The organism is Massilia sp. P2_C2, from assembly GCF_056404615.1.
Genome location: NZ_JBFUDR010000052.1, coordinates 1 through 19,837 on the forward strand (window position 1 = coordinate 1; position 19,837 = coordinate 19,837).

The window sequence follows — 19,837 nt, forward strand, 5'->3', positions numbered from 1 at the left end:
GCCCGAGGCCGTGTTCAACGTGATGGAAAGCCTGCTCCCCGAATACAGCGCGTTCGGCGCCGTGCGCGAGCCGGGCGGGAGCGCGTTGCCAGGTATCGCGCCGTCGAACGCCTACCGCTGCCGCGACGGCATCGTGCTCGTCGCGGGCAATGGCGACARCATTTTCAAGCGTCTCATGCACGCCATCGGCCGGCCCGACCTGGCCGAGGCGCCGGACCTCGCCAACAATGCGGGCCGCGTCGCGCGCGTGGACGAGATCGACGGGGCCATCGGCGCCTGGACGGCCGAACACGGCGTGGCCGAGGTGCTGGAGACGCTGGGCCAGGCGCGTGTCCCGGCCGGCAAGGTCTACACGGCGCGCGACATCGCCAAAGACCCGCACTACCGGGCACGCGACATGATCCTCACGCAGGCCACGCGCGACGGCTACGACGTCGAGGTGCCGGGCATCGTGCCCAAGCTGATGGGCACGCCGGGTGGCATCCGTTCGGCCGCGCCGCACCTGGGCGAGGACACGGACGCCGTCCTGCGCGAAGTCGGTCTCACGGAGGAGCAGATCGCGGCGCTGCGCGCGCGCGGCGTCGTCGCCTGATCCGCGATGCCACGACCGCCGCCTGCATGCGCGTCAGCGGATGACCGTATCGCAGTGCGCGATCTCCGTCCGTCCATGTCCGGCCACGATGTCGCCACCATACACGGGCAGGTCGAGGTAGGCCCGCTCCGTCGCGCGCACGGCCAGCACATAGGCCTGGCGCACCGTCTTGTGGCGCAGGACGACTTGCGCGACATAGGTCGGGGCCAGTACGCGCTGGGGCTTGCGCTTGCCCAGGTCGACGTAGCCGAACCGCAGCGTGGCCGATTCCACGAGGCCGGACGGGATCTCGCGCAGGCCGAGCAGGGTGCCCAGTTGCGCCACGATCTGGCGCGCGCCCTGTTGCGGTTCGATGATGGCGGCCCGGTCGAGCACTTCGCCGTTCGCGGGACGCGCGTGCACCGCCAGCATGTCGAGGCGGCCGTCGCCCGCGAGCCGCAGCGCCACCGACGCGGCACCCAGTACCGGGATGCCGCCGGCGTACTGGCGCCAGGCGCCGAGGGCGCGGAACAGCGTCGTTGCGGACGTCTTGCCGGCCGGGTCGGCACCCTGGCCGCGTGTGCGGAACAGGCGCTCGGAGCGCAGTTCGCCGTTCGGGCCGACCCAGTCGGCCAGGGTCAGCTTGCGTGCCCGTTCCTCGACGACGCGTTGCAGTACCTCGCGTTCGGTGTCTTGTCCGAACGGGCTTTCCGTCGGCGCCAGGCCGGAGACGAAGCGCAGCGCGCCGGACGCGTGATAGACCATGGCCCGCGCGCCGTCCGGTAGATGAATCACCGTGTGGTCGTCGCGTTGCTGCCAGGTGCCGCCGTTGTCGTGCGGGCAGTCGTCGTGTTCCTGTAACAGCGCGACGAAGCGCCGTGCGCGTGCCTGCAGCTGTTCCTGCGTGGGCGTCTGCAGCAGCAGGACGTCGGCCTGTTCGGGTATCTTCGTGTCGGTACAGGCGCCGGCCAGCGCGTGCAGCAGGGTGTGATCGTTCATGGTTCAGCCCTCCGTCCAGTACCACAGCAGGCAGGCCTGTTGTGCAGGCGCCAGGTCCGGGGTCACGGTGCCATGGCCCCACAGGTGATCGCGATTGAGGGCGCTGAGGTCCCAGCGGATCGCGCCGCCGTTCCAGGTGGCGGCATCGCCCACGCACACGGTGATCGGATGGTTGTCGACCCACCAGTCCGAGACGCCGTCGTGCCAGGCGTGGCAGACGGTGCTGCCGTGGACCAGGTCGTCGCCGACGTCCTCGCCGCATTCGTCCGTCGTGATGCCGTCCCACATCAGGTCCCACGCGCCGCAGTAGATGTGCATGCGCGCGAAGATGTTCCACAGCCCCGTGACGGTGGGGAGCGCGGCCGTGTCGCACGAATAGGCCATCACCCATTCGTTGTTCCAGTCCTCGCCCAGCTGCCAGCGCGCGGAATTGGCGTACCACTCGGTGACCGGCGTGTCGTACAGCAGCACGACGTGGCCCTGGGCGTCGTGGTTGCCGTGGGTTTCGATCCAGAACAGGTCGACGTCGTCGACCCAGTGGCGGTCGTCGCCGCCCTGGTCGCTGTCGCGGATGTCGGTCTCCCAGACGTCCGTATTCGCCCAATAAAACGCGCGCTGGTGGCCGGCGCCGCGCAGCTTGCTGTCCAGGCCATTACTTCGATTGAATGTGTAGGTGAGATCGCCCGCCGTGTCCACGTGCGCCGCGCGCGCGTGGCCGAAATTGCGGATCGCCTCGACACCGAACCGTGCCATGATCGTCTCCTTGGTGATGCCGCTTGCATGAATGCTCGGGCGGCTTCCGTAAGGTAGCGGGACGCGGCCGGTGCCGGCCTGTTCTGCATCAGTCGTGCATGCGCAGAAGGTTGATGCAACACGGGTGGGAGAGTGAGAAGCCGTGTGTCGGGCCGCGCCGGGATGCGCTACAGTCACGGAATGTCGTGACAGGAGTTGCTATGGAGTGTGAGATCAAACTGGCCGTGGACGCGGCCAGCGCCGCGCGGTTGAAAAAATCCGCCGTGCTGCGCGAGCACGCCGTGTCCAGGCCGCGCGAACAGGAGCACGTCGACCGCTATTTCGATACCGGCGGCTTCGATTTGTGGAAACACGGCTTCGCCCTGCGCGTGCGCAGCGCCGGCGAGCGCCACGTGCAGACGCTGAAGGGCGGGGGCAGTGCCGTCGCCGGCCTGCACCGGCGTACCGAGCTGGAAGCCGAGATCGGCTCCGAGACGCCGGACCAGGAACTGTTCAGCAAGCAGCTGCGCGAAGCGCTGCCAGACCTGGCCGACAGCCTGGACGGCCGCCAGCTTGCCGCCGACCCGGTCTTCGTCAATCGCACGAAGCGCACGACGTGGATGCTGGCGCTGCCGGACGGCAGCCACGTCGAATGCGCGCTGGACGTGGGCGAGTTGCAGCACGGCGAGCGCACGACGCAGGTGCGCGAGCTGGAGCTGGAAGTCAAGAACGGCGATCCGGCCTGCCTGTACGAGCTGGCGCGGCGGGTGCACGAGGCGACGCCGGTGCGCATCGAAAACGTCAGCAAGGCCGAGCGCGGGTATGCGCTGGCGACCGACGACAGGGCGCATGCCGTCAAGGCCACGCCCGTGTCGATCAGGCGCAAGGCCACGCTGGGCGAGGCCCTGGGCGAGATCGTGCTCAACTGCCTGCAGCAGATGCAGGCCAATGAACGGGGTGTCCAGGCGGGCGACGTCGAGAGTCTGCACCAGATGCGCGTGGGCCTGCGCCGCCTGCGCGCCGCGCTGGCGATGGTGGAGGACGTGGTGCAGTTGCCCGAGCCGATGGCGGCCGACATCGAATGGCTCGCGGACGAACTGGGCAACGCGCGCAACTGGGACGTGTTCCTCGCGTCCGTGCTGCCCGGCCTGCCGCTGGCGGAAGACCAGAAACCGGCGCTGGCACGCGTGGAGGCCGTTGCGCGCGAGGAGGCCGAGCGCCATCGCGCACGCGTGCGGTCGGCGGTCGCCAGTCCGCGCTACACGACCTTGCTGCTGGCGCTGGGCGGCTGGATCGCGGGCAAGGGCTGGCAGCACACGACACTCGCGGCCGATCCGCTCGCGCAACGGGTCGCGAAGGCCGCGCCGCGGCTGGTGCAGCATGCATGCGCCCGCGTGCGCAAGCGCGCCCGCGGCTACGACCTGAAGCGGCCGGAATGCCTGCACGAGGTGCGCATCGCGGCCAAGAAGGAGCGCTATGCGCGCGAGTTCTTCGCCGCGCTGTCGCACGACCGCAAGTCGACCAGGCGCCGCGACCTGTTGACCGGCATGCAGGACGAGCTGGGCGAGATCAACGATGCCTTCGTCGCGCGCCAGCTGGTCGGGCAATTGCGTGATCGCGTCCCGCAGGAGGCCGGGCTGCTCGGCTTCATCGAGGGCGTGCTGGCCGCGCGCGCGCTCGCTGCGATGCCGCGCGCGCGCCGCCACGTCAAGCACCGGCTGCGCGACCGGGCACGCTTCTAACAACCTGTCTCGGTAGGGTGGGCACCCCGTGCCCACGCGTGACGCCTGCGGATTGCAAACGTCCGCGTGGGCGGAGGCCGCCCACCCTACTGGAATATGCTCTTGGTGGGCGGGAAGGCTGCTCAGGCCTTCACGGCCAGGAACTCGCCTTTCCCGACCGGCACCAGGCTCGCCGTGAAACCGGCGTCGGCGCGCACGGCGGCCGTGAACGCCGCCATGTCCTGCGCGTGCGAGGTGGCGTTGTCGACGACGAGCAGGCCGCCCGGCCGCAGCACGCGGCGGATGTCGGGCCACCAGTCCAGGTAGGCGTCGCGCTTCGAGTCGAGGAACAGCAGGTCGAACGACGCATCGAACAGGTTCGCCAGCATCGTGCCGGCATCGCCTTCGAGCAGGGTGATGCGGGCATCGACGCCGGCCCGCGCGAAGTTGGCGCGCGCCATCTCGATCTTGGCGTGCGCAATCTCGATCGTCGTGACGGCCCCGTCGACCTCCGCCACGGCATCGGCCAGCCACAAGGTCGAATAACCGTTCGAGGTGCCGATTTCGAGGATGCGGCGCGCGCCCGTCGCCTTGACCAGTACGGCGAGGAATTCGCCGGTGTCGGGCGTGATGTTGAGCATGCGCGTGGCGCGGTTGGCAGGGTCGCCGTCGTGCGCGTCGCCGAAGGCGGCCAGTTCGTCGAGCAGGGTCTTGAGCCTTGAATCCAAAACTTTTCTCCTATCGTGGCGGTCTTTGATGCCGAACGCCGATATCGTGCCATAACGGCGCCGGGTTTGCCGGCGCAAAAAAACGCTGTCCCCGCGCAGCGGAAACAGCGTTTCGAATTGGTGCCGGTATGTTTCCCGACCGCCGGCGCCGGTAGGGCGGCCTTGCCGCCTTGTGCTCTCTTCCCTGTGAGCGATGCGTATTCTGACGCCCGAATATGACACCGGTTTGACGTCCGTGTGACGATCCCGTTACGGCGCGCTGGTGGCCGCGCTGGTGGCCGTGAGCGGCGTGCCGAGCGCCAGGCCGCGGCCCCATTGGCGCAGTAGGCCAGCCAGCGTGGGCGTGCGCTGGTCCGCGGGCGTGAGGACGGCCACCGCGGTCTGCAGGGCCTTGTCGGCGGGCGTGCCGAACGTGGCCGTCGATTCCATCGGCTCGTGCTTCGCATTGGCCGATGCATCCAGGGGTTGGGTCGCGGGCAGGTGGTGGGCCAGGTCCGCTTCGCGCAGCAGCAGGTCGTCGTCGGCCGCGGCGCCTGGGGCCACGACGATGTCGGGCGTGACCCCGCGCGCCTGGATCTCGTGGCCGTTCGGCGTGAAATAGCGCGCCACCGTGAACTTGATGCCGCTGTCCTCGTCCAGCGGGATCACCGACTGGATCGAGCCCTTGCCGAACGTGCGCGTGCCGATCACGGTGGCGCGGCGCTGGTCCTGCAGGGCACCCGTGACCAGTTCCGCGGCCGAGGCGGACGAGCCGTTCACCAGCACCGTCAGCGGCACGCTGCGGGTCCAGGCGGGCAGGCCGGCCAGCACGTCGGGCTCGTCCGCGTGGCGATAATAGCGCTCGTCGACGGTGACGGTGGCGTCGGCGCCCGATTCGCGGCCGCGTGCCGAGAACAGCACGGTGCCCGGCGACAGGAAGGCGCCGGCGACGGCGACGGCGGCCGCGACGAGGCCGCCCGGATCGTTGCGCAGGTCCAGGATCAGGCCGCGTGGTGTGTCCTTGCCGTCCAGATTTTTCAGGGCCGCGGCGAGGTCGGCCGCCGTGGCGCCGCCGAATTCGGCGATGCGGATCCAGGCCAGGCCGGGCGCCGCCGCGCGCACGTGGACCGTGTCGTTGTGCAGTTCCGCGCGCGTGATGCGCAAGGTCTCGATCCTGTTGCGGCGCGCGAGGCCGATGGCGACCACCGTCCCCGGCGCGCCATGCATGCGGCGGGTGACTTCGTCGTACGACATCCCGGCGACGGGCATCCCGTCCACGGCGACGATCATGTCGCCCGGCCGGATACCCGCGCGTTCGGCCGGCGAATCGTCGGTGGCGGAGACAACGCGCAACTGGTCGCGGTTGCCTTCGACCTCGATGCCGATGCCCACGTATTCGCCGCTGTTCTCGCGCCCGACGTCGCGCATGGCGTCCTTGTCGAGGTAGCGCGAGTGCGCGTCGAGCGCGGCCAGCATGCCGGCCAGGGCGCCGTCGAACAGCGCCTTGTCGTCGGTCTCGCCCACGTAGTTCTGCTTGATCATGGCATAGGCCGCCAGCAGCTTTTCCACTTCGGCTTGCGGCAATTTCAGCTCGGGCGGCGCGCCGGGAGCCGTCGTGTCGTCGGCGTGGGCAACGGGCGCGCAGGCCAGGACGAGGGTGCCGACGACGGCGAGCGCAGTGCGTTTCATGGCGATCCTTTGGTCGATTCGTTCATGAAATTCTGGCTTGTCGGGGTGTTAAGCGCGGTTAAACCCGGGTAAATCGGCGTTAAGAAGTTGTAAGCGATGTCCGCGCCGGCTGTGGTGTTTTTTCTTTTCCTTGTGGCAAAAAGAACCGATAATCGGTGCTTTGCGGCCGGGTTGCCGCCACAGGAGAACGCCATGCAGGATCACGACGACCACGACCGCCATCCGGAAGACGAGCCCGCCAGTCCCGCGCGCCGGCGCATCTTCCAGGCCGCGGCCGCGGTGGGCCTGTCGGCGTCGATCGTGCCGGCCAGCGAGGCGAAGCCCGTCAGGCACGCCAGACCGGTCGCCGGCTCGCTGGACGCCAAGCTGAAGGCGCACGTGAAGAACGTCGTCGTGATCTACCTGGAAAACCGCAGCTTCAATAACCTGTTCGCCGACTTCCCAGGCCTGGCGCAGCCGCTGTCCGCGCTGCCGGTTGCTGCCTTCCTGCAGAAGGACCGCGACGGCAGCGTGCTGCCGGAACTGCCGAAGATCTGGGGCGGCATGGTGCCGGCGCGCCAGGACATCGGCGGCACGGATTACCTGATCAAGGAAGACGATATCCGGCACCTGCCGAACGCGCCGTTCAAGTTGACGGATGCGGCCGGCCAGCCGCTGCCGGAAGGGATCATCACGCGCGACCTGTGGCATCTGTTCTACCAGAACCAGATGCAAATCAACGGCGGCAGGAACGACAGCTTCGTTGCCTGGGGCGACAACGGCGCGCTGACGATGGGGCATTACGGCGAGACGTCGAAGAACCTTGGCCTGTGGCAGATCGCGCGTGAGTTCACGCTGTGCGACCACTTCTTCATGGGGGCGTTCGGCGGTTCCTACCTGAACCACCAGTTCCTGATCAGCGGCCGCGTGCCGGAATTCTTCGATGCGGCGTCCACGCCGGCCAGGTCGAAGATCGCGGTGCTGGAAGACGGCCCGACGGGCCATCGTCTCGCGCTGGCGCCGGACTCGCCGAAGTCGGCGCTGGACGGCAAGCCGAACTTCGTCAACAACGGCACCATCACGCCGGACGGCTATGCGGTCAACACGATGGCGCCGCCGTACCAGCCGAGCTGGGTGAAGCCGGCACCGGGCGGCGATCCGCACCTGGCCGACCCGAACGATCCGGCCGTGCTGCCGCCGCAGACGTACAAGACGATCGGCGACCTGCTGTCCGAGCGCGGCGTGAACTGGGCGTGGTATGGCGGCGCGTTCCAGGCGGCGCTGGACGGCCGCGGCGAAGGCGAGCGTCCGAACTTCCAGTTCCACCACCAGCCGTTCAACTATTTCAAGCAGTTCGCCCCCGGAACCAAGGCGCGTGCCGAGCACCTGCGCGACGGCGGCCTGGGCGATAGCCCGATCTCGAACAAGTTCATCGCCGACGCCATCGCCGGCAGGCTGCCCGCCGTGACGTTCTACAAGCCGCAGGGCAACCTCAACCTGCATGCGGGCTATTCGGACATCGAATCGGGCGACGCCCACGTGGCCAACGTGATCGAGCACCTCAAGAAGTCGCCGCAGTGGAAGGACATGGTCGTCGTCATCGCCTTCGACGAGAACGGTGGCTGGTGGGACCACGTGGCGCCGCCGCAGGGCGACCGCTGGGGGCCGGGTTCGCGCGTGCCCGCCGTCGTGATCTCGCCGTACGCGAAGAAGGGCGCCGTCGACCACAATTTCTACGACACGACGTCGATCCTGCGCTTCATCACCCGCTTGCACGGCCTGCCGCTGCTGGAAGGTCTGGCCGCGCGCAACGCGGCGTTCGCGGCGCGCGGGGCACGGCCGCCGGGCGACCTGACGGGGGCGCTCAGCTTCCGGTGAGCCGATCTCACTCGTGCCGCAGCGCCTCGATCGGATCGAGCCGCGCGGCGCGCCGTGCCGGAAAATAGCCGAACACCACGCCGATCGCCGTCGAGAACGCGAACGCGATCAGGTTGATGGCGGGGCTGAACAGGAACGGTATCTGCATCGGCCGCGCCAGGCCCGCGCAGGCCAGTAGCGCAAGGGCGATGCCGACCACGCCGCCGAAGCCCGACAGGACCACGGCCTCGATCAGGAACTGCCACAGCACCTCGCGCTCGAGCGCCCCGATCGCGAGCCGGATGCCGATCTCGCGCGTGCGCTCCGTCACCGAGACCAGCATGATGTTCATGATGCCGATCCCGCCCACCAGCAGGCTGACGGCGGCGACGGCGCCCAGCAGTCCCGTCATCGTGCGGATCGTGCCCGACAGCGTCTCGGCGATCTGGCGCGTGTCCATGACGTTGAAATTGTCGTCCTCGTTCTCGGCCAGGTGGCGCCGCTCGCGCAGCAGCGCGCCGATCTGGCGCATCACCTGGGCGGAACTGGCCGAGGCGCGCAACGACACGAGGATCGTCGTCACGTCGGTCTTGCCGGTGAGGCGGCGCTGCACGGTCGTCAGCGGCATGACCACCACGTCGTCCTGGTCCATGCCCATCGCACCCTGGCCCTTGGGCGCCAGCAGGCCGACGACCTCGCATGCAAACCCCTTGATGCGCAGGCTGTCGCCGACCGGGTTGCGGCCGCCGAACAACTGGCGCCGCACCGTGTTCCCGATCACGCATACCGCCTTGCCGGCCGCCAGTTCGTCGTCGCCGAACAGGCGGCCGTCGGCCAGCGTCCAGTTGGCGGCGGTGAAGTAATCGTTGGTGCTGCCGCTGACGGTGGACGACCAGTTGCCGTTGCCCGCCACGAGCGTCACGGCCTGGCCGACCGCCGGCGCCACGGCCCGGATGCCGGCCAGTTGCGTGCGGATGGCGTCGGCATCGGCCAGCCTGAACGGCGGCGCGCCGGCACTGTCGCGCCCGGGGCCGAGGCGCTGTCCCGGACGCACGATCACCAGGTTGCTGCCGAGGCTCGAAATCTGGTCGGCCACCGCCCGGGTGGCGCCGTTGCCCAGCGTGACCATGGTGACCACGGCCGCCACGCCGATCACGATGCCGAGCACGGTGAGGCAGGAGCGCAGCAGGTTGCGGCGGATTTCGCGCAGGGCCAGCAGCAGGGCATTGGTCAGCATGCCGGTTCCAGGTTCGGCACGTCGCTGTCGATCGTGCCGTCGACGAAGTGGACGATGCGGTGCGCGTAGGCCGCCATGTCGGGCTCGTGCGTCACCATCACGATCGTGATGCCCTGCTCGCGGTTGAGGTCGGCGAGCAGGCGCAGGATCTCGTGGCTGCGCTGGCTGTCCAGGTTGCCGGTCGGCTCGTCCGCGAGCAGCACGAGCGGATTGGTGACGATGGCGCGCGCGATCGCCACGCGCTGTTGCTGGCCCCCGGAGAGTTCGGCCGGTGTGTGTCCGGCCCACCCGTCGAGCCCGACGCGCGCCAGCGCGGCCAGCGCCGCCTGGTGGCGTGCGGCCGCCGGCTCGCCACGGTACAGCAGCGGCAGCTCGACGTTTTCCTGGGCCGTCGTCCGCGCCAGCAGGTTAAAGCCCTGGAACACGAAGCCGATGCAATGCCGGCGCAGCAGCGCGCGCCGGTCGCGGTCGAGGCGCTCGACATGAACGCCGCGGAACAGGTAGGCGCCGCTGGTGGGCGTGTCCAGGCAGCCGAGCAGGTTCATCGCGGTCGATTTGCCGGAGCCGCTCGGCCCCATCACGGCGAGGAATTCCCCGGCGTCGATGCGCAGGTCGATGCCGTTCAGCGCCTGGAAGGCGGCATTGCCCGAGCCATAGGTCCTGGTCAGGCCACGCAGTTCGATCAGCGGTACCTGTGCGCCCGCCGGGTCGCGCATCGTGTCGTTCATTTGCCCGCTTCCTGGACATCCGTGATCACGGCCGTGCCCGGAACGAGATCGCCGCCCGTCACCTCCGTCACGCGGCCGTTGGAGAGCCCCGTGCGCACGGCGATGGCGCGCGCGCCGTCCGGGCTGGGCGTCCAGACCTGGTGCGCGCCGTCCGTCTGCGCGGCACCGGTGCGGCGGCGCGGCCCCGCGGGTGGACGCGGCAGCAGGTTCGAGACGAAGCTGCCGCCGCCGGCGCGCGCATTCGGCGGCGTGAAGCGCAGCGCGGCGTTCGGCACGAGCAGCGCCTTGTCGCGCCGGGCGGTGACGATGGAGGCCGTCGCCGTCATGCCCGGCCGCAGCGCCAGGTCGGGATTCGCGACTTCCAGCACGGTCTTGTAGGTGACGACATTGTCGGTCATCGTCGAGCCGAGGCCGACCCGCCGTATCGTCGCGGGGAAGCGGCGTCCCGGCCAGGCCGCGACGGTGAAGTCGGCCGGCTGTCCGGGACGCACGCCGGCCACGTCGGCCTCGTCGACCTTGACCTGCAGCTCCATGCGCGTCAGGTCCTCGGCGACGGTGAACAGCACGGGCGTGTTCATCGCGGCGACCACCGTATTGCCCGGTTCGACCTTGCGCGTCAGGACCACGCCGTCGACCGGCGAGCGGATCTGCGCCTTGCCCAGGTTGGTCCGGTCCGTCTTGAGGGCCGCGCGCGCCTGCGCCTCCTGGGCGCGCGCGCTGTCGGCATTGGCCCGGGCGCGCAGCGCGGCGGCATCGGCGGTATCGAGTTGCTGYCGTGCCGGGTCGTCGCCGCCGGATAGTTCGGACAACCGGTGCAGGCGGCGCTGCGTGGCCTCCGCCTCGGCCACGGTGGCGCGCGTCTGGGCGACCTGGCCGACGGCCGCCGCCACCGCCGCTTCGGAACGAATGACAGCGTCGGCCAGGCGTGCCGTGTCCAGTTCGGCCAGCAGCTGGCCCTGCTTGACGACGTCGTTCTCATCGACGAGCACGCGGGCCACCGTGCCCGACAGCTCGCTGCCGACGTCCACCGACTTGGTCGGTTGCAACGTGCCGGTGGCGGACACCGTCACGACGAGGGTGCCGAGGGTCGCCGGTTCCGTGACCCATGCGGTGACCTGCGGCCGGTCTGCCGCCACGTGCCACAGGCCGGCCAGTGCCGCCAGCGCGGCCAGGCCGAGCGCGGCATGGACGGCCATGCGCCGGATGCGTATGCGGCGCGGGCCTGCGGCGTCCTCCAGTAATTGTTGAAGGTCCTGGGTGCTCTTTTCCACGATCTGACCTGTGGCCCGGCAAGGCGTTACGAGGTGAACCTTCGGTAAGTCTATGCCTCCGCGTTCGACCGCGATACTGGTCGTTTGGGTTATTTACACAAGACGCTGCTCATCGTTTTGCCGATGGCTGTTTTTCGCATATCGATAAAACTTTCCTGTTGGCTAACGCGCGCTGTTCAAGAGAACACGGCGATAGACTTTGCAACGGCCGTTGTCATTTGAATACGACGAGCTTGCGCACGGCTGGTCCCGCCAGGCGCCAATCCCATAACAAAGTCAGGAGAGCGAAAAATGCAGAAAAAGAACACCTTGAAAGGGCTGCTCGCCGTTTCGGCGGTGGCAGCCATGTTCAGTGCTGTCGGCGTGCATGCCCAGACGTCGCTCGGTTCCAACCCCAGCCAGACCGGCACCAGCAGCGCCGGCCAGCCGAACACGTCCGGCAAGACAACGCACGAAGGCACCATCGACAACACCAACAGCACCGGCATGGAAAACCGCAACAAGCAGATGCATGGTATGGGTGCCTCGGGCATGGCAGGGCAGACGTCGGGCAGCTCCGGCGCCGCCGGCATGACGGACAAGCATTCCGGTAGCGGCACCTCGAGCATGGGCGCCAGCGGTACGGGCCAGGCGGCGGCGGGTGGCGCGGCCATGGGCGCCAAGCTGGGCGCATCCGACGAGAAGGCCGTCAAGGATATGGCGATGGCCGACATGGCTGAAGTCGAGACCGGCAAGCTTGCGCTGGGCAAGACCCAGAACAGCGACGTGAAAGCCTTCGCGCAGCAGATGGTCGACGATCATGGCCAGGCACTGAGCAAGGTCCAGGCGCTGGCCCAGGCCCGCGGCGTCACCTTGCCGACCGAACTGGATGCCAAGCACAAGGCCATGTCCGCCAAGCTGGAAAAGATGAGCGGCGATGCATTCGACAAGGCGTATATGGCGAATGCCGGCGTGAAGGATCACAAGGCAGTGCTGGCCAGGCTGAAGTCCGACGCCAGGAAGATCAAGGATGCGGACGTGAAGGCGCTGGCCGACCAGCATACGCCGGTCGTCGAGCAGCACCTGAAGTCGGCCCAGCAGATGCACATGGCCAAGCCGGGCACGACCGCGGGCAAATAGTTTTACCCGGTTACCCCATCGCCGCCAATACCCGCGCCCGGTCTTCCGGGCTGCGGTTCTGGCTCATCTTGAATTTCGCACCGCCGCGTCATCCATACGCCAGACGGGGTTGGCGCGCGCCACGTGGGCGCGCAGCAGGCCGTACGGTGCGTCGTCGGTGGGCGGCACCAGTTCGAACGGGATGTGATCGGCTTCCAGCCCGGCGGGCCCGGTGCGCACGAGCGCGCCCAGCGGGTTGGCGGTGACCAGGGCCAGCATGTCGGCCTGCGCGGCCGCCTGGAACTGCGTAGTCACGTACATGATTCGAATCCTTCCACGACGATGTCCCCTTTGAGCGAATTGGCGATGTAGCAGCGCGCGTGCGCCTCATGGTGCAGCCCTGCCAGCGCGGCGCGGTCGGGTTGGCGGTCGCCGCCGAACGCGATGGCGGGGTTCAGCACGATGCGCGTCATGGCAATGCGGCCGTCGGCGTCAAGAGCGAGCGTGCCGACGGCTACGTCGTCGTAGCGGTCGACGACGTAGCCGCGCGCGGCCGCGAGCGACAGGAAGAACAGCATGTGGCAGCTGGCGGCGGCCGCGACGAGCGCCTCTTCCGGGTCGACGGCGGCCGGGTCGGACAGCGGCACGGGCACGGACAGCGGCGACGACGAGGCCGGCACGTCCAGGCCGCCGTCGAAGCGCCAGCGGTGCGCGCGGCTGTAGCGCAGGTCGGTGAAGGCTTGGTCGCCGCGCTGCCAGGCCAGGGTGGCTTCGAACTGTTTCATCGGATCTGCTTTCGAAAATGTGAGCACAAGTGCTCGCCATTCTCTTCCTGCCCCGAACCGTCCTGTTGACCGTGTTCGCATCTGACAGGCGTCACTTTCCCGCCTCCCGCCGAACTCAGCTCGGCGGCAGTGCCCGACGTTGCCGTCGGACTCGCCACGGGTAGCGCAGACTGCGCCGTGAAGGCGCCGGTTGCGAGCCGATACATCATGAGCACTACACTGACGTTACAGTCATACGAATTGAAAGACGCGCCTTTATTCGAATACCGCAGCTTTGAAGCGTTTTCGCTTGGTTTTCGCGAACGTAGTATTTCAGCGGTATCGCTTGATGAACTATTCCATTGACGTGTTGTGATCGCACTCATTGTGCTTACCTTTCGATTTAAACCCGGCCATAAAGTTCAATCAGAGTTCGTTCTATTGGACGGGAGTCTTCATCTTAGAGCTGCCAGTGGCTTGCTCAAATGACCAATTTTCGCGAAGATGGGCAGACCAATCACGCCGAGCCTCGCCATGCACGTCCACGACATCCTCGCCGCCGCCACGCTCGAGCGCGACGCCGCCACGCCGCTGTTCCGCCAGTTGGTCGCCCAGCTGAAGGCGGCAATCCTGGACGGCCGCATCGGCGCCGGCGTGCGCCTGCCGGCCACGCGCACGCTGTGCGCCCTGCTGGGCGTGTCGCGCCCGACCGTGCTGGCGGCCTATGAGCAACTGATGGCCGAGGGCTACCTGGAGGGCACGGTCGGGAAGGGGACGTTCGTGAGCGCGTCGCTGCCTGCGCAAGGGCAGTCGACGCAGCGGACGCCGCCGCAGCTGCTACGGCCGTTGTCGCCGCGCGGTGAGTGCATTGCCGGCGGCATGGCGCGCGTGCTCTACCACGAAGGGCCGCTGCGCGCCTTCCGCCCCAGCATGCCGGGCCTGGACCTGTTCCCGTTCGACGTCTGGCGCCGGCTGGAAGCGCGCCACTGGCGCCATTCGACGCACCGCCTCGGCTACGGTCCCGGCGCCGGCCATGCGCCGCTGCGCGAGCTGCTGTGCGCGTACCTGAAGGCGTCGCGCGGGGTGCAGTGCACGCCGGACCAGGTCGTGATCACGTCCGGCTCGCAGCAGGCGCTGTACCTGCTCGCGCAGCTGCTGCTCGCGCCGGGCGAGGCGATGTGGATCGAATCGCCCGGTTATCAGGGCGCGGTGGCACCGTTCTCCGTCGCCGGCGCGCGCGTCTGCCCGGTCCCCGTCGACGCCGAGGGCATGGACGTTGCGTATGCGGCAAAACACTACCCGGACGCGCGCCTCGCGTTCGTCACGCCGTCGCACCAGCTGCCGCTGGGCGTGACCATGAGCCTGCGCCGCCGCCTCGACCTGCTGCGCTGGGCCGAGGCCAACCGCGCGTGGATCGTCGAGGACGATTACGACAGCGAATACCGCCACACGGGGCCGCCGCTGGCGTCGCTGCAGGGCATGGACCGCGCGGGCTGCGTGATCTACGTGGGGACGCTGTCGAAGGTGCTGTTCCCCGCGCTGCGCCTGGGCTATGTGGTGGCGCCGCCGGCGCTGGCCGCCGCGCTGGCGCGGGCCAAGGCCGTCGTCGACCGCCACAGCCCCATCGTGCCGCAGGCCGCGCTGGCCGACTTCATCGCCGGCGGCCACTTCGCGCGCCACATCCGCCGCACGCGCGACGCGTATGGCGAACGCAGGCTGGCCCTCATCGAGGCGCTCGACGCGCGCCTGCAAGGCCGGCTGCGCCAGGGGCCGTCCGACGCGGGCCTCGACATATGCGTGCATTTCACCGAGGCGCTCGACGAGGAAGCGGTGGCGCGCCAGGCCCGCGACCTCGGCATCGACGTGCGCACGCTGGGCTATTACATGAACCCGGCGGCCGGGCCCGATTGCGCCGTCGCGCCCGGCCTGCTGCTGGGCTTTTCGGCATTCACGCCGGAGGCGATCCGCGCCGGCGTTGCCGGCCTGGAACAGGCGATCGCGCAGGCGGCGCGTCAGTGCGCCAGCAGGTAGGCGCTCATGTCCAGCGCATCGCGCTCGCTTACGCCCAGCTTCGGCATCGCGGTGCCCGGATCGATGACCTGCGGGTTGCGGATCCAGCGCACGAGATTGGCCTGGTCGTTCGGCAGGGTGCCGGCGATGAAGTGGCGCTTCGCCAGGTCCTCGAGCGGGCGGCCGACGTAGACATTCGACCCCGTGACGCCCGGGATCATGTGGCATGCGCGGCAGCCGTACTGGCCCAGTGCGATTTTGCCGCGGGCCTGGCCTGGCGTGTCCGCGAAGTGCCCTGGCGCATTGACGCCGGGCTGCTGGACTGGGCCAGGCTCGTGCTGGCCGTGCTCGCGCTCGTCGCCGTGGCTTGGGGCGGGATGCCATTGTTGCTCGTAGCGGGATGCGCATGATGCGCTGTCGAAACATTGTTACATGATGATTATCGTTCCATCAATATCATTCTTGCCACCAGTTCTGACTCGACAGTGCCGAAAATGAGCGTGTTCTAAAACTCTTGTCAATATTCTTGCGCAGGTCAAAGTGCAAAAAAAATTACGCTGTTTGCTAACGATGGGGCCGCTAATTGGCGTATAGTGCGCGATCGTGTAGGGCAATATCTACATGGTAAAAAAATATTGAGCAAGAACCCGCGCGCGGCGTCCGACGCCGTGACGACAGGTTCGCATTCAGTCCTAAAAACTAGTAAGAACGCGCACAATCATGAGTATTGTCGACGTCGATGTCCTGCTCGAGGATCTGGAGGAGGCCGCCCCTTGCGGACCGAATCTCGAGTATGACCCCGCATTCATGGAGCTTGAGCAGAGCGCGCTCGGCAAGCCCGAAGTCCAGTATGGGGACACCATCGTCCCTGCCGTCCCCCCCGAATGGAAACAGGTCAAGAAGCAGGCCCTCGAGCTGCTCGGGCGCACGCGCGACCTGCGCGTGGCGATGCCGCTCGTGCGCGCCCTGCTGGCGCTGCACGCGATGCCCGGCTTTGCCGACGGCGTGCGCCTGCTGGAGCGCCTCATTGACGAGCGCTGGGACAGCGTCCACCCCGAACTCGATCCGGACGACGACAACGACCCCACGTTGCGCATCAATTCGCTGGCCCAGCTGACCGACCCGGCGACCGTCCTGCGCGACCTGCGCGAGACCGCCTTCATCATGCTGCCCGGCCTCGGCCCGCTGACCTTGCGTGCGCTCGAGCAGGCCAATGGCGAGGCGCCGGTCCCGGAAGGGCAGAGCGCGCTGACGCCCGGGTCGATCGAGGCCGCGCTGGCCGACGTGTCGGACGAGGCCCTGCAAACCGCCACCGCCGCCGTCAACGGCGCATTGGCGAGCGTGACCAGCCTGGAGGTCGCCATCGAGCGCCACGTGGGCAGCGCGCAGGCCCTGAACCTCGACGCGCTCACGCGCCAGCTGCGCCGCATGGCCGACATGCTGGCCAGCCGCGGCGGGGCTGCGCAGGAGACCGCGCCCGACGAGACGTCCGACGATGCCGTTGCGTCCGAACAGGGCGGAGCCGCCGCGCCGCGTGCCGCCGCCATCACGGGCGACGTCGCCAGCCGCGCCGACGTGATCCGCATGATCGACAAGATTCTCGCCTACTACCAGCGCTACGAGCCGTCGAGCCCCGTGCCGATGCTGCTGGAGCGGGCCAAGCGCCTGGCGCCGATGAGCTTCATGGAAGTCATGGAGAACCTGGCGCCGGACAGCTTGCAGCAGTTGTATGTGATTCGCGGACCGCAGCCGGGCGAGTCCAACGGGTCGGATGATTATTGAATCGAGCAGGCCGGTAGTTCAATCTAGGAGGAGTAAACCGTGGGCAAAGAAAGTAGCCAGAAGTTCATCGCACGCAATCGCGCGCCTCGCGTGCAGATCGAGTACGACGTCGAAGTGTACGGCGCCGAGAAGAAGGTGCAGCTGCCGTTCGTGATGGGCGTCCTGGCCGACCTGTCGGGCCAGCCCGCCGAGCCGCTGGCGCCGGTCGCGGAACGCAAGTTCCTGGAAATCGACGTCGACAACTTCGACGAGCGCCTGAAGGCCATGAAGCCGCGCGTCGCCGTGCAGGTGCCGAACACGCTGACGGGCGAAGGCAACCTGGCCATCGACATGACGTTCGAAAGCATGGATGACTTCACGCCGGCCGCCATCGCGCGCAAGGTCGATTCGCTGAGCAAGCTGCTCGAAGCACGCGGCCAGCTGGCCAACCTGCTGACCTACATGGACGGCAAGACCGGCGCGGAAGAACTGATCGCCAAGCTGCTGGCGGAACCGGCCCTGATGCAGGCCCTGACCTCGGCACCGAAGCCCACCGAATAAAGAGAGACACAGGAGAACACGATGTCCGAAGCCCTCGCACAAACCCAGCAGGAGTCCGGTTCGCTCGAGATGAGCGACTTCGGCGCCCTGCTGCAGAAAGAATTCAAGCCGCAATCCGACAAGGCCAAGGAATCGGTCGAAGTCGCCGTGCGCACCCTGGCCGAGCAGGCCCTGGCCGGTACCAGCCTGGTCACCGGCGACGTGCTCGGCACGATCCAGAGCCTGATCGCGGCGCTGGACAGGAAGCTGACCGAGCAGATCAACCTGATCATGCACACCGAGGAGTTCCAGAAGGTCGAGAGCGCATGGCGCGGTCTGCACTACCTGGTGAACAACACCGAAACCGACGAGATGCTCAAGATCCGCGTGATGAACATCTCGAAGAACGACCTCTCCAAGACCCTGAAGAAATTCAAGGGCACGGCCTGGGACCAGAGCCCGGTATTCAAGCGCATCTACGAAGAGGAATTCGGCCAGTTCGGCGGCGAGCCGTTCGGCGCCCTCGTGGCCGACTACTACTTCGACAACAGCGCGCCGGACGTCGAGCTGCTGTCGTCGATGGCCAAGATCTCGGCCGCCGCGCACGCGCCGTTCATCTCGGCCGCCGCGCCGTCCGTGATGCTGATGGAATCGTGGAACGAGCTGGCCAATCCGCGCGACCTGACCAAGATCTTCCAGACCCCGGAACACGCCGCATGGCGCTCGTTCCGAGAATCCGAGGATTCGCGCTACGTCGGCCTGACCATGCCGCGCTTCCTGGCGCGCCAGCCGTACGGCGCCAAGACCGATCCGGTCGAAGCCTTCGATTTCGAAGAAGACACCAGCGCACCGGGCAGCAAGAACTACACCTGGGCCAACTCGGCCTACGCGATGGCCGTCAACATCAACCGTTCGTTCAAGGAATACGGCTGGTGCTCGCGCATCCGCGGCATCGAGTCCGGCGGCGCGGTCGAGGGCCTGCCGGTGCACGCCTTCCCGACCGATGACGGCGGCGTCGACATGCAATGCCCGACCGAGATCGCGATCTCTGACCGCCGCGAGGCGGAACTGGCCGCCAACGGCTTCATGCCGCTGATCCACAAGAAGAACACCGACTTCGCCGCCTTCATCGGCGCGCAGTCGCTGCACAAGCCGGCCCAGTACGACGATCCGGACGCCAGCGCCAACGCCAACCTGGCCGCGCGCCTGCCGTACCTGTTCGCCACCTGCCGCTTCGCCCACTACCTGAAGTGCATCGTGCGCGACAAGATCGGTTCGTTCAAGGAACGCGACGACATGGAGCGCTGGCTGACCAAGTGGATCATGCAGTACGTGGACGGCGATCCGGCGAGCTCCAGCGAAGCGACCAAGGCCAAGAAGCCGTTGGCTGCGGCCGAAGTGGTGCTGGAAGAGGTCGAAGGCAACCCGGGCTACTACACGTCCAAGTTCTTCCTGCGTCCTCACTACCAGCTCGAAGGCCTGACCGTGTCGCTGCGACTGGTGTCGAAGCTGCCGTCCGCAAAGGCATAAGTTTTTGAGGGAAGCACGCGCATCCCGATGCGCGTGCGAGTTCGGAAGTCCAACCAACGCCAGGGCGTACCGCACTGGCAAAACCGGAGAAAAAAATGGCAATCGATATGTTCATCAACATGGGCGACAAGATCAAGGGCGAGTCGCGCGACAAGGTCCAGGGTCCGAAGGGCGACATCGACGTCCTGGCCTGGAGCTGGGGCATGAGCCAGTCGGGCACCACCCACATGGGCGGCGGCGGCGGCGCGGGCAAGGCCAGCTTCCAGGACCTGTCGTTCACCAAGTTCGTCGACAGCTCGACCAACGCCCTGATGAACGCGCTGGCCAAGGGCACGCACATTCCCAAGGTCGTACTGATGGCACGTAAAGCCGGCGAAGGCCAGCAGAAGTACATCCTGATCACCATGGAAGAAGTGCTGGTCACCTCGATCTCGACCGGCGGCAGCGGCGGCGAAGACCGCCTGACCGAGAACGTCACGCTGAACTTCGGCAAGGTCACCTTCGCCTACACCCCGCAGGACAGCAAGGGCACCGTGGCCGGCGACAAGACCTTCGCCTGGAACATCGCCGAGAACGACGGCAACGTGGCGTAATCACGCGCATGCGGTACGACGGCGTGCCGCGCCGTCAAGACGACGCGGCA

Annotated in this window: 21 protein-coding genes; 11 read left to right on the plus strand and 10 right to left on the minus strand. The window is 67.8% G+C overall.

Going from position 1 to position 19,837, the window contains the following annotated elements; translation table 11 throughout:
- The coding region (locus tag AC1DYX_RS08875; RefSeq protein ID WP_477258383.1) for a CoA transferase at window positions 1–592 on the plus strand (592 nt) is incomplete at its 5' end.
- Between the two features lie 33 nt (window positions 593–625).
- On the opposite strand, the gene AC1DYX_RS08880 is transcribed toward AC1DYX_RS08875, so the two are convergent.
- Both AC1DYX_RS08880 and AC1DYX_RS08885 read right to left on the minus strand, forming a co-directional pair.
- Complete coding sequence (locus AC1DYX_RS08880; RefSeq protein WP_477258385.1) at window positions 626–1,570, minus strand: hypothetical protein; 945 nt, start codon at window positions 1,568–1,570, stop codon at window positions 626–628.
- 3 nt (window positions 1,571–1,573) lie between these two features.
- Window positions 1,574–2,323, minus strand: coding sequence for a DUF6345 domain-containing protein (locus AC1DYX_RS08885; RefSeq protein WP_477258387.1), 750 nt, complete (start codon window positions 2,321–2,323; stop codon window positions 1,574–1,576).
- 200 nt (window positions 2,324–2,523) lie between these two features.
- Here AC1DYX_RS08885 and AC1DYX_RS08890 point away from each other — a divergent pair, with 200 nt between their 5' ends.
- The gene (locus AC1DYX_RS08890) at window positions 2,524–4,044 is read left to right on the plus strand and encodes a CYTH and CHAD domain-containing protein (protein WP_477258389.1); all 1,521 of its coding nucleotides are present in this window, start codon (window positions 2,524–2,526) and stop codon (window positions 4,042–4,044) included.
- A 122-nt stretch (window positions 4,045–4,166) separates the two neighbouring features.
- Here the strand turns inward: AC1DYX_RS08890 and AC1DYX_RS08895 are convergent, their stop codons facing one another.
- Together AC1DYX_RS08895 and AC1DYX_RS08900 are read right to left on the minus strand one after the other, a co-directional pair.
- Entirely contained in the window at window positions 4,167–4,751 is a 585-nt protein-coding gene (locus AC1DYX_RS08895) for an O-methyltransferase (protein WP_477258391.1), read from the minus strand.
- A gap of 249 nt (window positions 4,752–5,000) precedes the next feature.
- The gene (locus AC1DYX_RS08900; RefSeq protein WP_477258393.1) at window positions 5,001–6,419 is read right to left on the minus strand and encodes a S41 family peptidase; all 1,419 of its coding nucleotides are present in this window, start codon (window positions 6,417–6,419) and stop codon (window positions 5,001–5,003) included.
- A 192-nt stretch (window positions 6,420–6,611) separates the two neighbouring features.
- Here AC1DYX_RS08900 and AC1DYX_RS08905 point away from each other — a divergent pair, with 192 nt between their 5' ends.
- Complete coding sequence (locus AC1DYX_RS08905) at window positions 6,612–8,276, plus strand: acid phosphatase (protein ID WP_477258395.1); 1,665 nt, start codon at window positions 6,612–6,614, stop codon at window positions 8,274–8,276.
- 7 nt (window positions 8,277–8,283) lie between these two features.
- Here the strand turns inward: AC1DYX_RS08905 and AC1DYX_RS08910 are convergent, their stop codons facing one another.
- From AC1DYX_RS08910 to AC1DYX_RS08920, 3 genes are read right to left on the minus strand one after another with little or no spacing between them, the layout of a single operon-like run.
- A complete protein-coding gene (locus tag AC1DYX_RS08910) occupies window positions 8,284–9,492 on the minus strand; it encodes an ABC transporter permease (RefSeq protein ID WP_477258397.1) in 1,209 nt (402 codons plus the stop codon).
- A complete protein-coding gene (locus AC1DYX_RS08915; protein WP_477258399.1) occupies window positions 9,486–10,220 on the minus strand; it encodes an ABC transporter ATP-binding protein in 735 nt (244 codons plus the stop codon). Before AC1DYX_RS08915 ends, AC1DYX_RS08910 begins: the two co-directional genes overlap by 7 nt.
- Window positions 10,217–11,491 carry an efflux RND transporter periplasmic adaptor subunit gene (locus tag AC1DYX_RS08920; RefSeq protein WP_477258401.1) on the minus strand — a complete coding sequence of 425 codons (1,275 nt, stop codon included), beginning with the start codon at window positions 11,489–11,491 and terminating at the stop codon, window positions 10,217–10,219. Before AC1DYX_RS08920 ends, AC1DYX_RS08915 begins: the two co-directional genes overlap by 4 nt.
- A gap of 291 nt (window positions 11,492–11,782) precedes the next feature.
- Between AC1DYX_RS08920 and AC1DYX_RS08925 the strand changes: the two genes are divergently transcribed.
- Window positions 11,783–12,610, plus strand: coding sequence for a DUF4142 domain-containing protein (locus tag AC1DYX_RS08925; RefSeq protein ID WP_477258403.1), 828 nt, complete (start codon window positions 11,783–11,785; stop codon window positions 12,608–12,610).
- A 63-nt stretch (window positions 12,611–12,673) separates the two neighbouring features.
- Here the strand turns inward: AC1DYX_RS08925 and AC1DYX_RS08930 are convergent, their stop codons facing one another.
- Both AC1DYX_RS08930 and AC1DYX_RS08935 read right to left on the minus strand, forming a co-directional pair.
- Window positions 12,674–12,910 (minus strand): FMN-binding negative transcriptional regulator, encoded by a 237-nt coding sequence (locus AC1DYX_RS08930; RefSeq protein WP_477258405.1) that lies wholly within the window; start codon window positions 12,908–12,910, stop codon window positions 12,674–12,676.
- Window positions 12,901–13,374 (minus strand): OsmC family protein, encoded by a 474-nt coding sequence (locus tag AC1DYX_RS08935; protein ID WP_477258407.1) that lies wholly within the window; start codon window positions 13,372–13,374, stop codon window positions 12,901–12,903. Before AC1DYX_RS08935 ends, AC1DYX_RS08930 begins: the two co-directional genes overlap by 10 nt.
- A gap of 207 nt (window positions 13,375–13,581) precedes the next feature.
- On the opposite strand from AC1DYX_RS08935, the gene AC1DYX_RS08940 reads away from it, so the two are divergent.
- On the plus strand, window positions 13,582–13,719 hold the full coding sequence (locus tag AC1DYX_RS08940) for a hypothetical protein (RefSeq protein WP_477258409.1): 138 nt from the start codon (window positions 13,582–13,584) through the stop codon (window positions 13,717–13,719).
- A 168-nt stretch (window positions 13,720–13,887) separates the two neighbouring features.
- Window positions 13,888–15,384 (plus strand): MocR-like pyridoxine biosynthesis transcription factor PdxR, encoded by a 1,497-nt coding sequence (gene pdxR / locus AC1DYX_RS08945; RefSeq protein WP_477258411.1) that lies wholly within the window; start codon window positions 13,888–13,890, stop codon window positions 15,382–15,384.
- Here the strand turns inward: pdxR and AC1DYX_RS08950 are convergent.
- The gene (locus AC1DYX_RS08950) at window positions 15,366–15,584 is read right to left on the minus strand and encodes a c-type cytochrome (protein ID WP_477258413.1); all 219 of its coding nucleotides are present in this window, start codon (window positions 15,582–15,584) and stop codon (window positions 15,366–15,368) included. The genes pdxR and AC1DYX_RS08950 overlap by 19 nt on opposite strands.
- Here AC1DYX_RS08950 and AC1DYX_RS08955 point away from each other — a divergent pair, their 5' ends adjacent.
- The 5 genes from AC1DYX_RS08955 to AC1DYX_RS08975 all read left to right on the plus strand — a co-directional run bounded on the left by AC1DYX_RS08955 (window position 15,585) and on the right by AC1DYX_RS08975 (window position 19,787).
- On the plus strand, window positions 15,585–15,773 hold the full coding sequence (locus AC1DYX_RS08955) for a hypothetical protein (protein ID WP_477258415.1): 189 nt from the start codon (window positions 15,585–15,587) through the stop codon (window positions 15,771–15,773). It begins immediately after the preceding gene.
- A 310-nt stretch (window positions 15,774–16,083) separates the two neighbouring features.
- Window positions 16,084–17,145: a type VI secretion system protein TssA gene (gene tssA, locus AC1DYX_RS08960; RefSeq protein WP_477258417.1), complete on the plus strand. Its 1,062-nt coding sequence runs from the start codon at window positions 16,084–16,086 to the stop codon at window positions 17,143–17,145.
- A 39-nt stretch (window positions 17,146–17,184) separates the two neighbouring features.
- A complete protein-coding gene (tssB, locus tag AC1DYX_RS08965; protein ID WP_477258419.1) occupies window positions 17,185–17,685 on the plus strand; it encodes a type VI secretion system contractile sheath small subunit in 501 nt (166 codons plus the stop codon).
- A 21-nt stretch (window positions 17,686–17,706) separates the two neighbouring features.
- Window positions 17,707–19,194, plus strand: a complete 1,488-nt coding sequence (gene tssC, locus AC1DYX_RS08970) for a type VI secretion system contractile sheath large subunit (protein WP_477258421.1) — start codon at window positions 17,707–17,709, stop codon at window positions 19,192–19,194.
- A gap of 95 nt (window positions 19,195–19,289) precedes the next feature.
- The gene (locus tag AC1DYX_RS08975; RefSeq protein WP_477258423.1) at window positions 19,290–19,787 is read left to right on the plus strand and encodes an Hcp family type VI secretion system effector; all 498 of its coding nucleotides are present in this window, start codon (window positions 19,290–19,292) and stop codon (window positions 19,785–19,787) included.
- Window positions 19,788–19,837 lie beyond the last annotated feature (50 nt).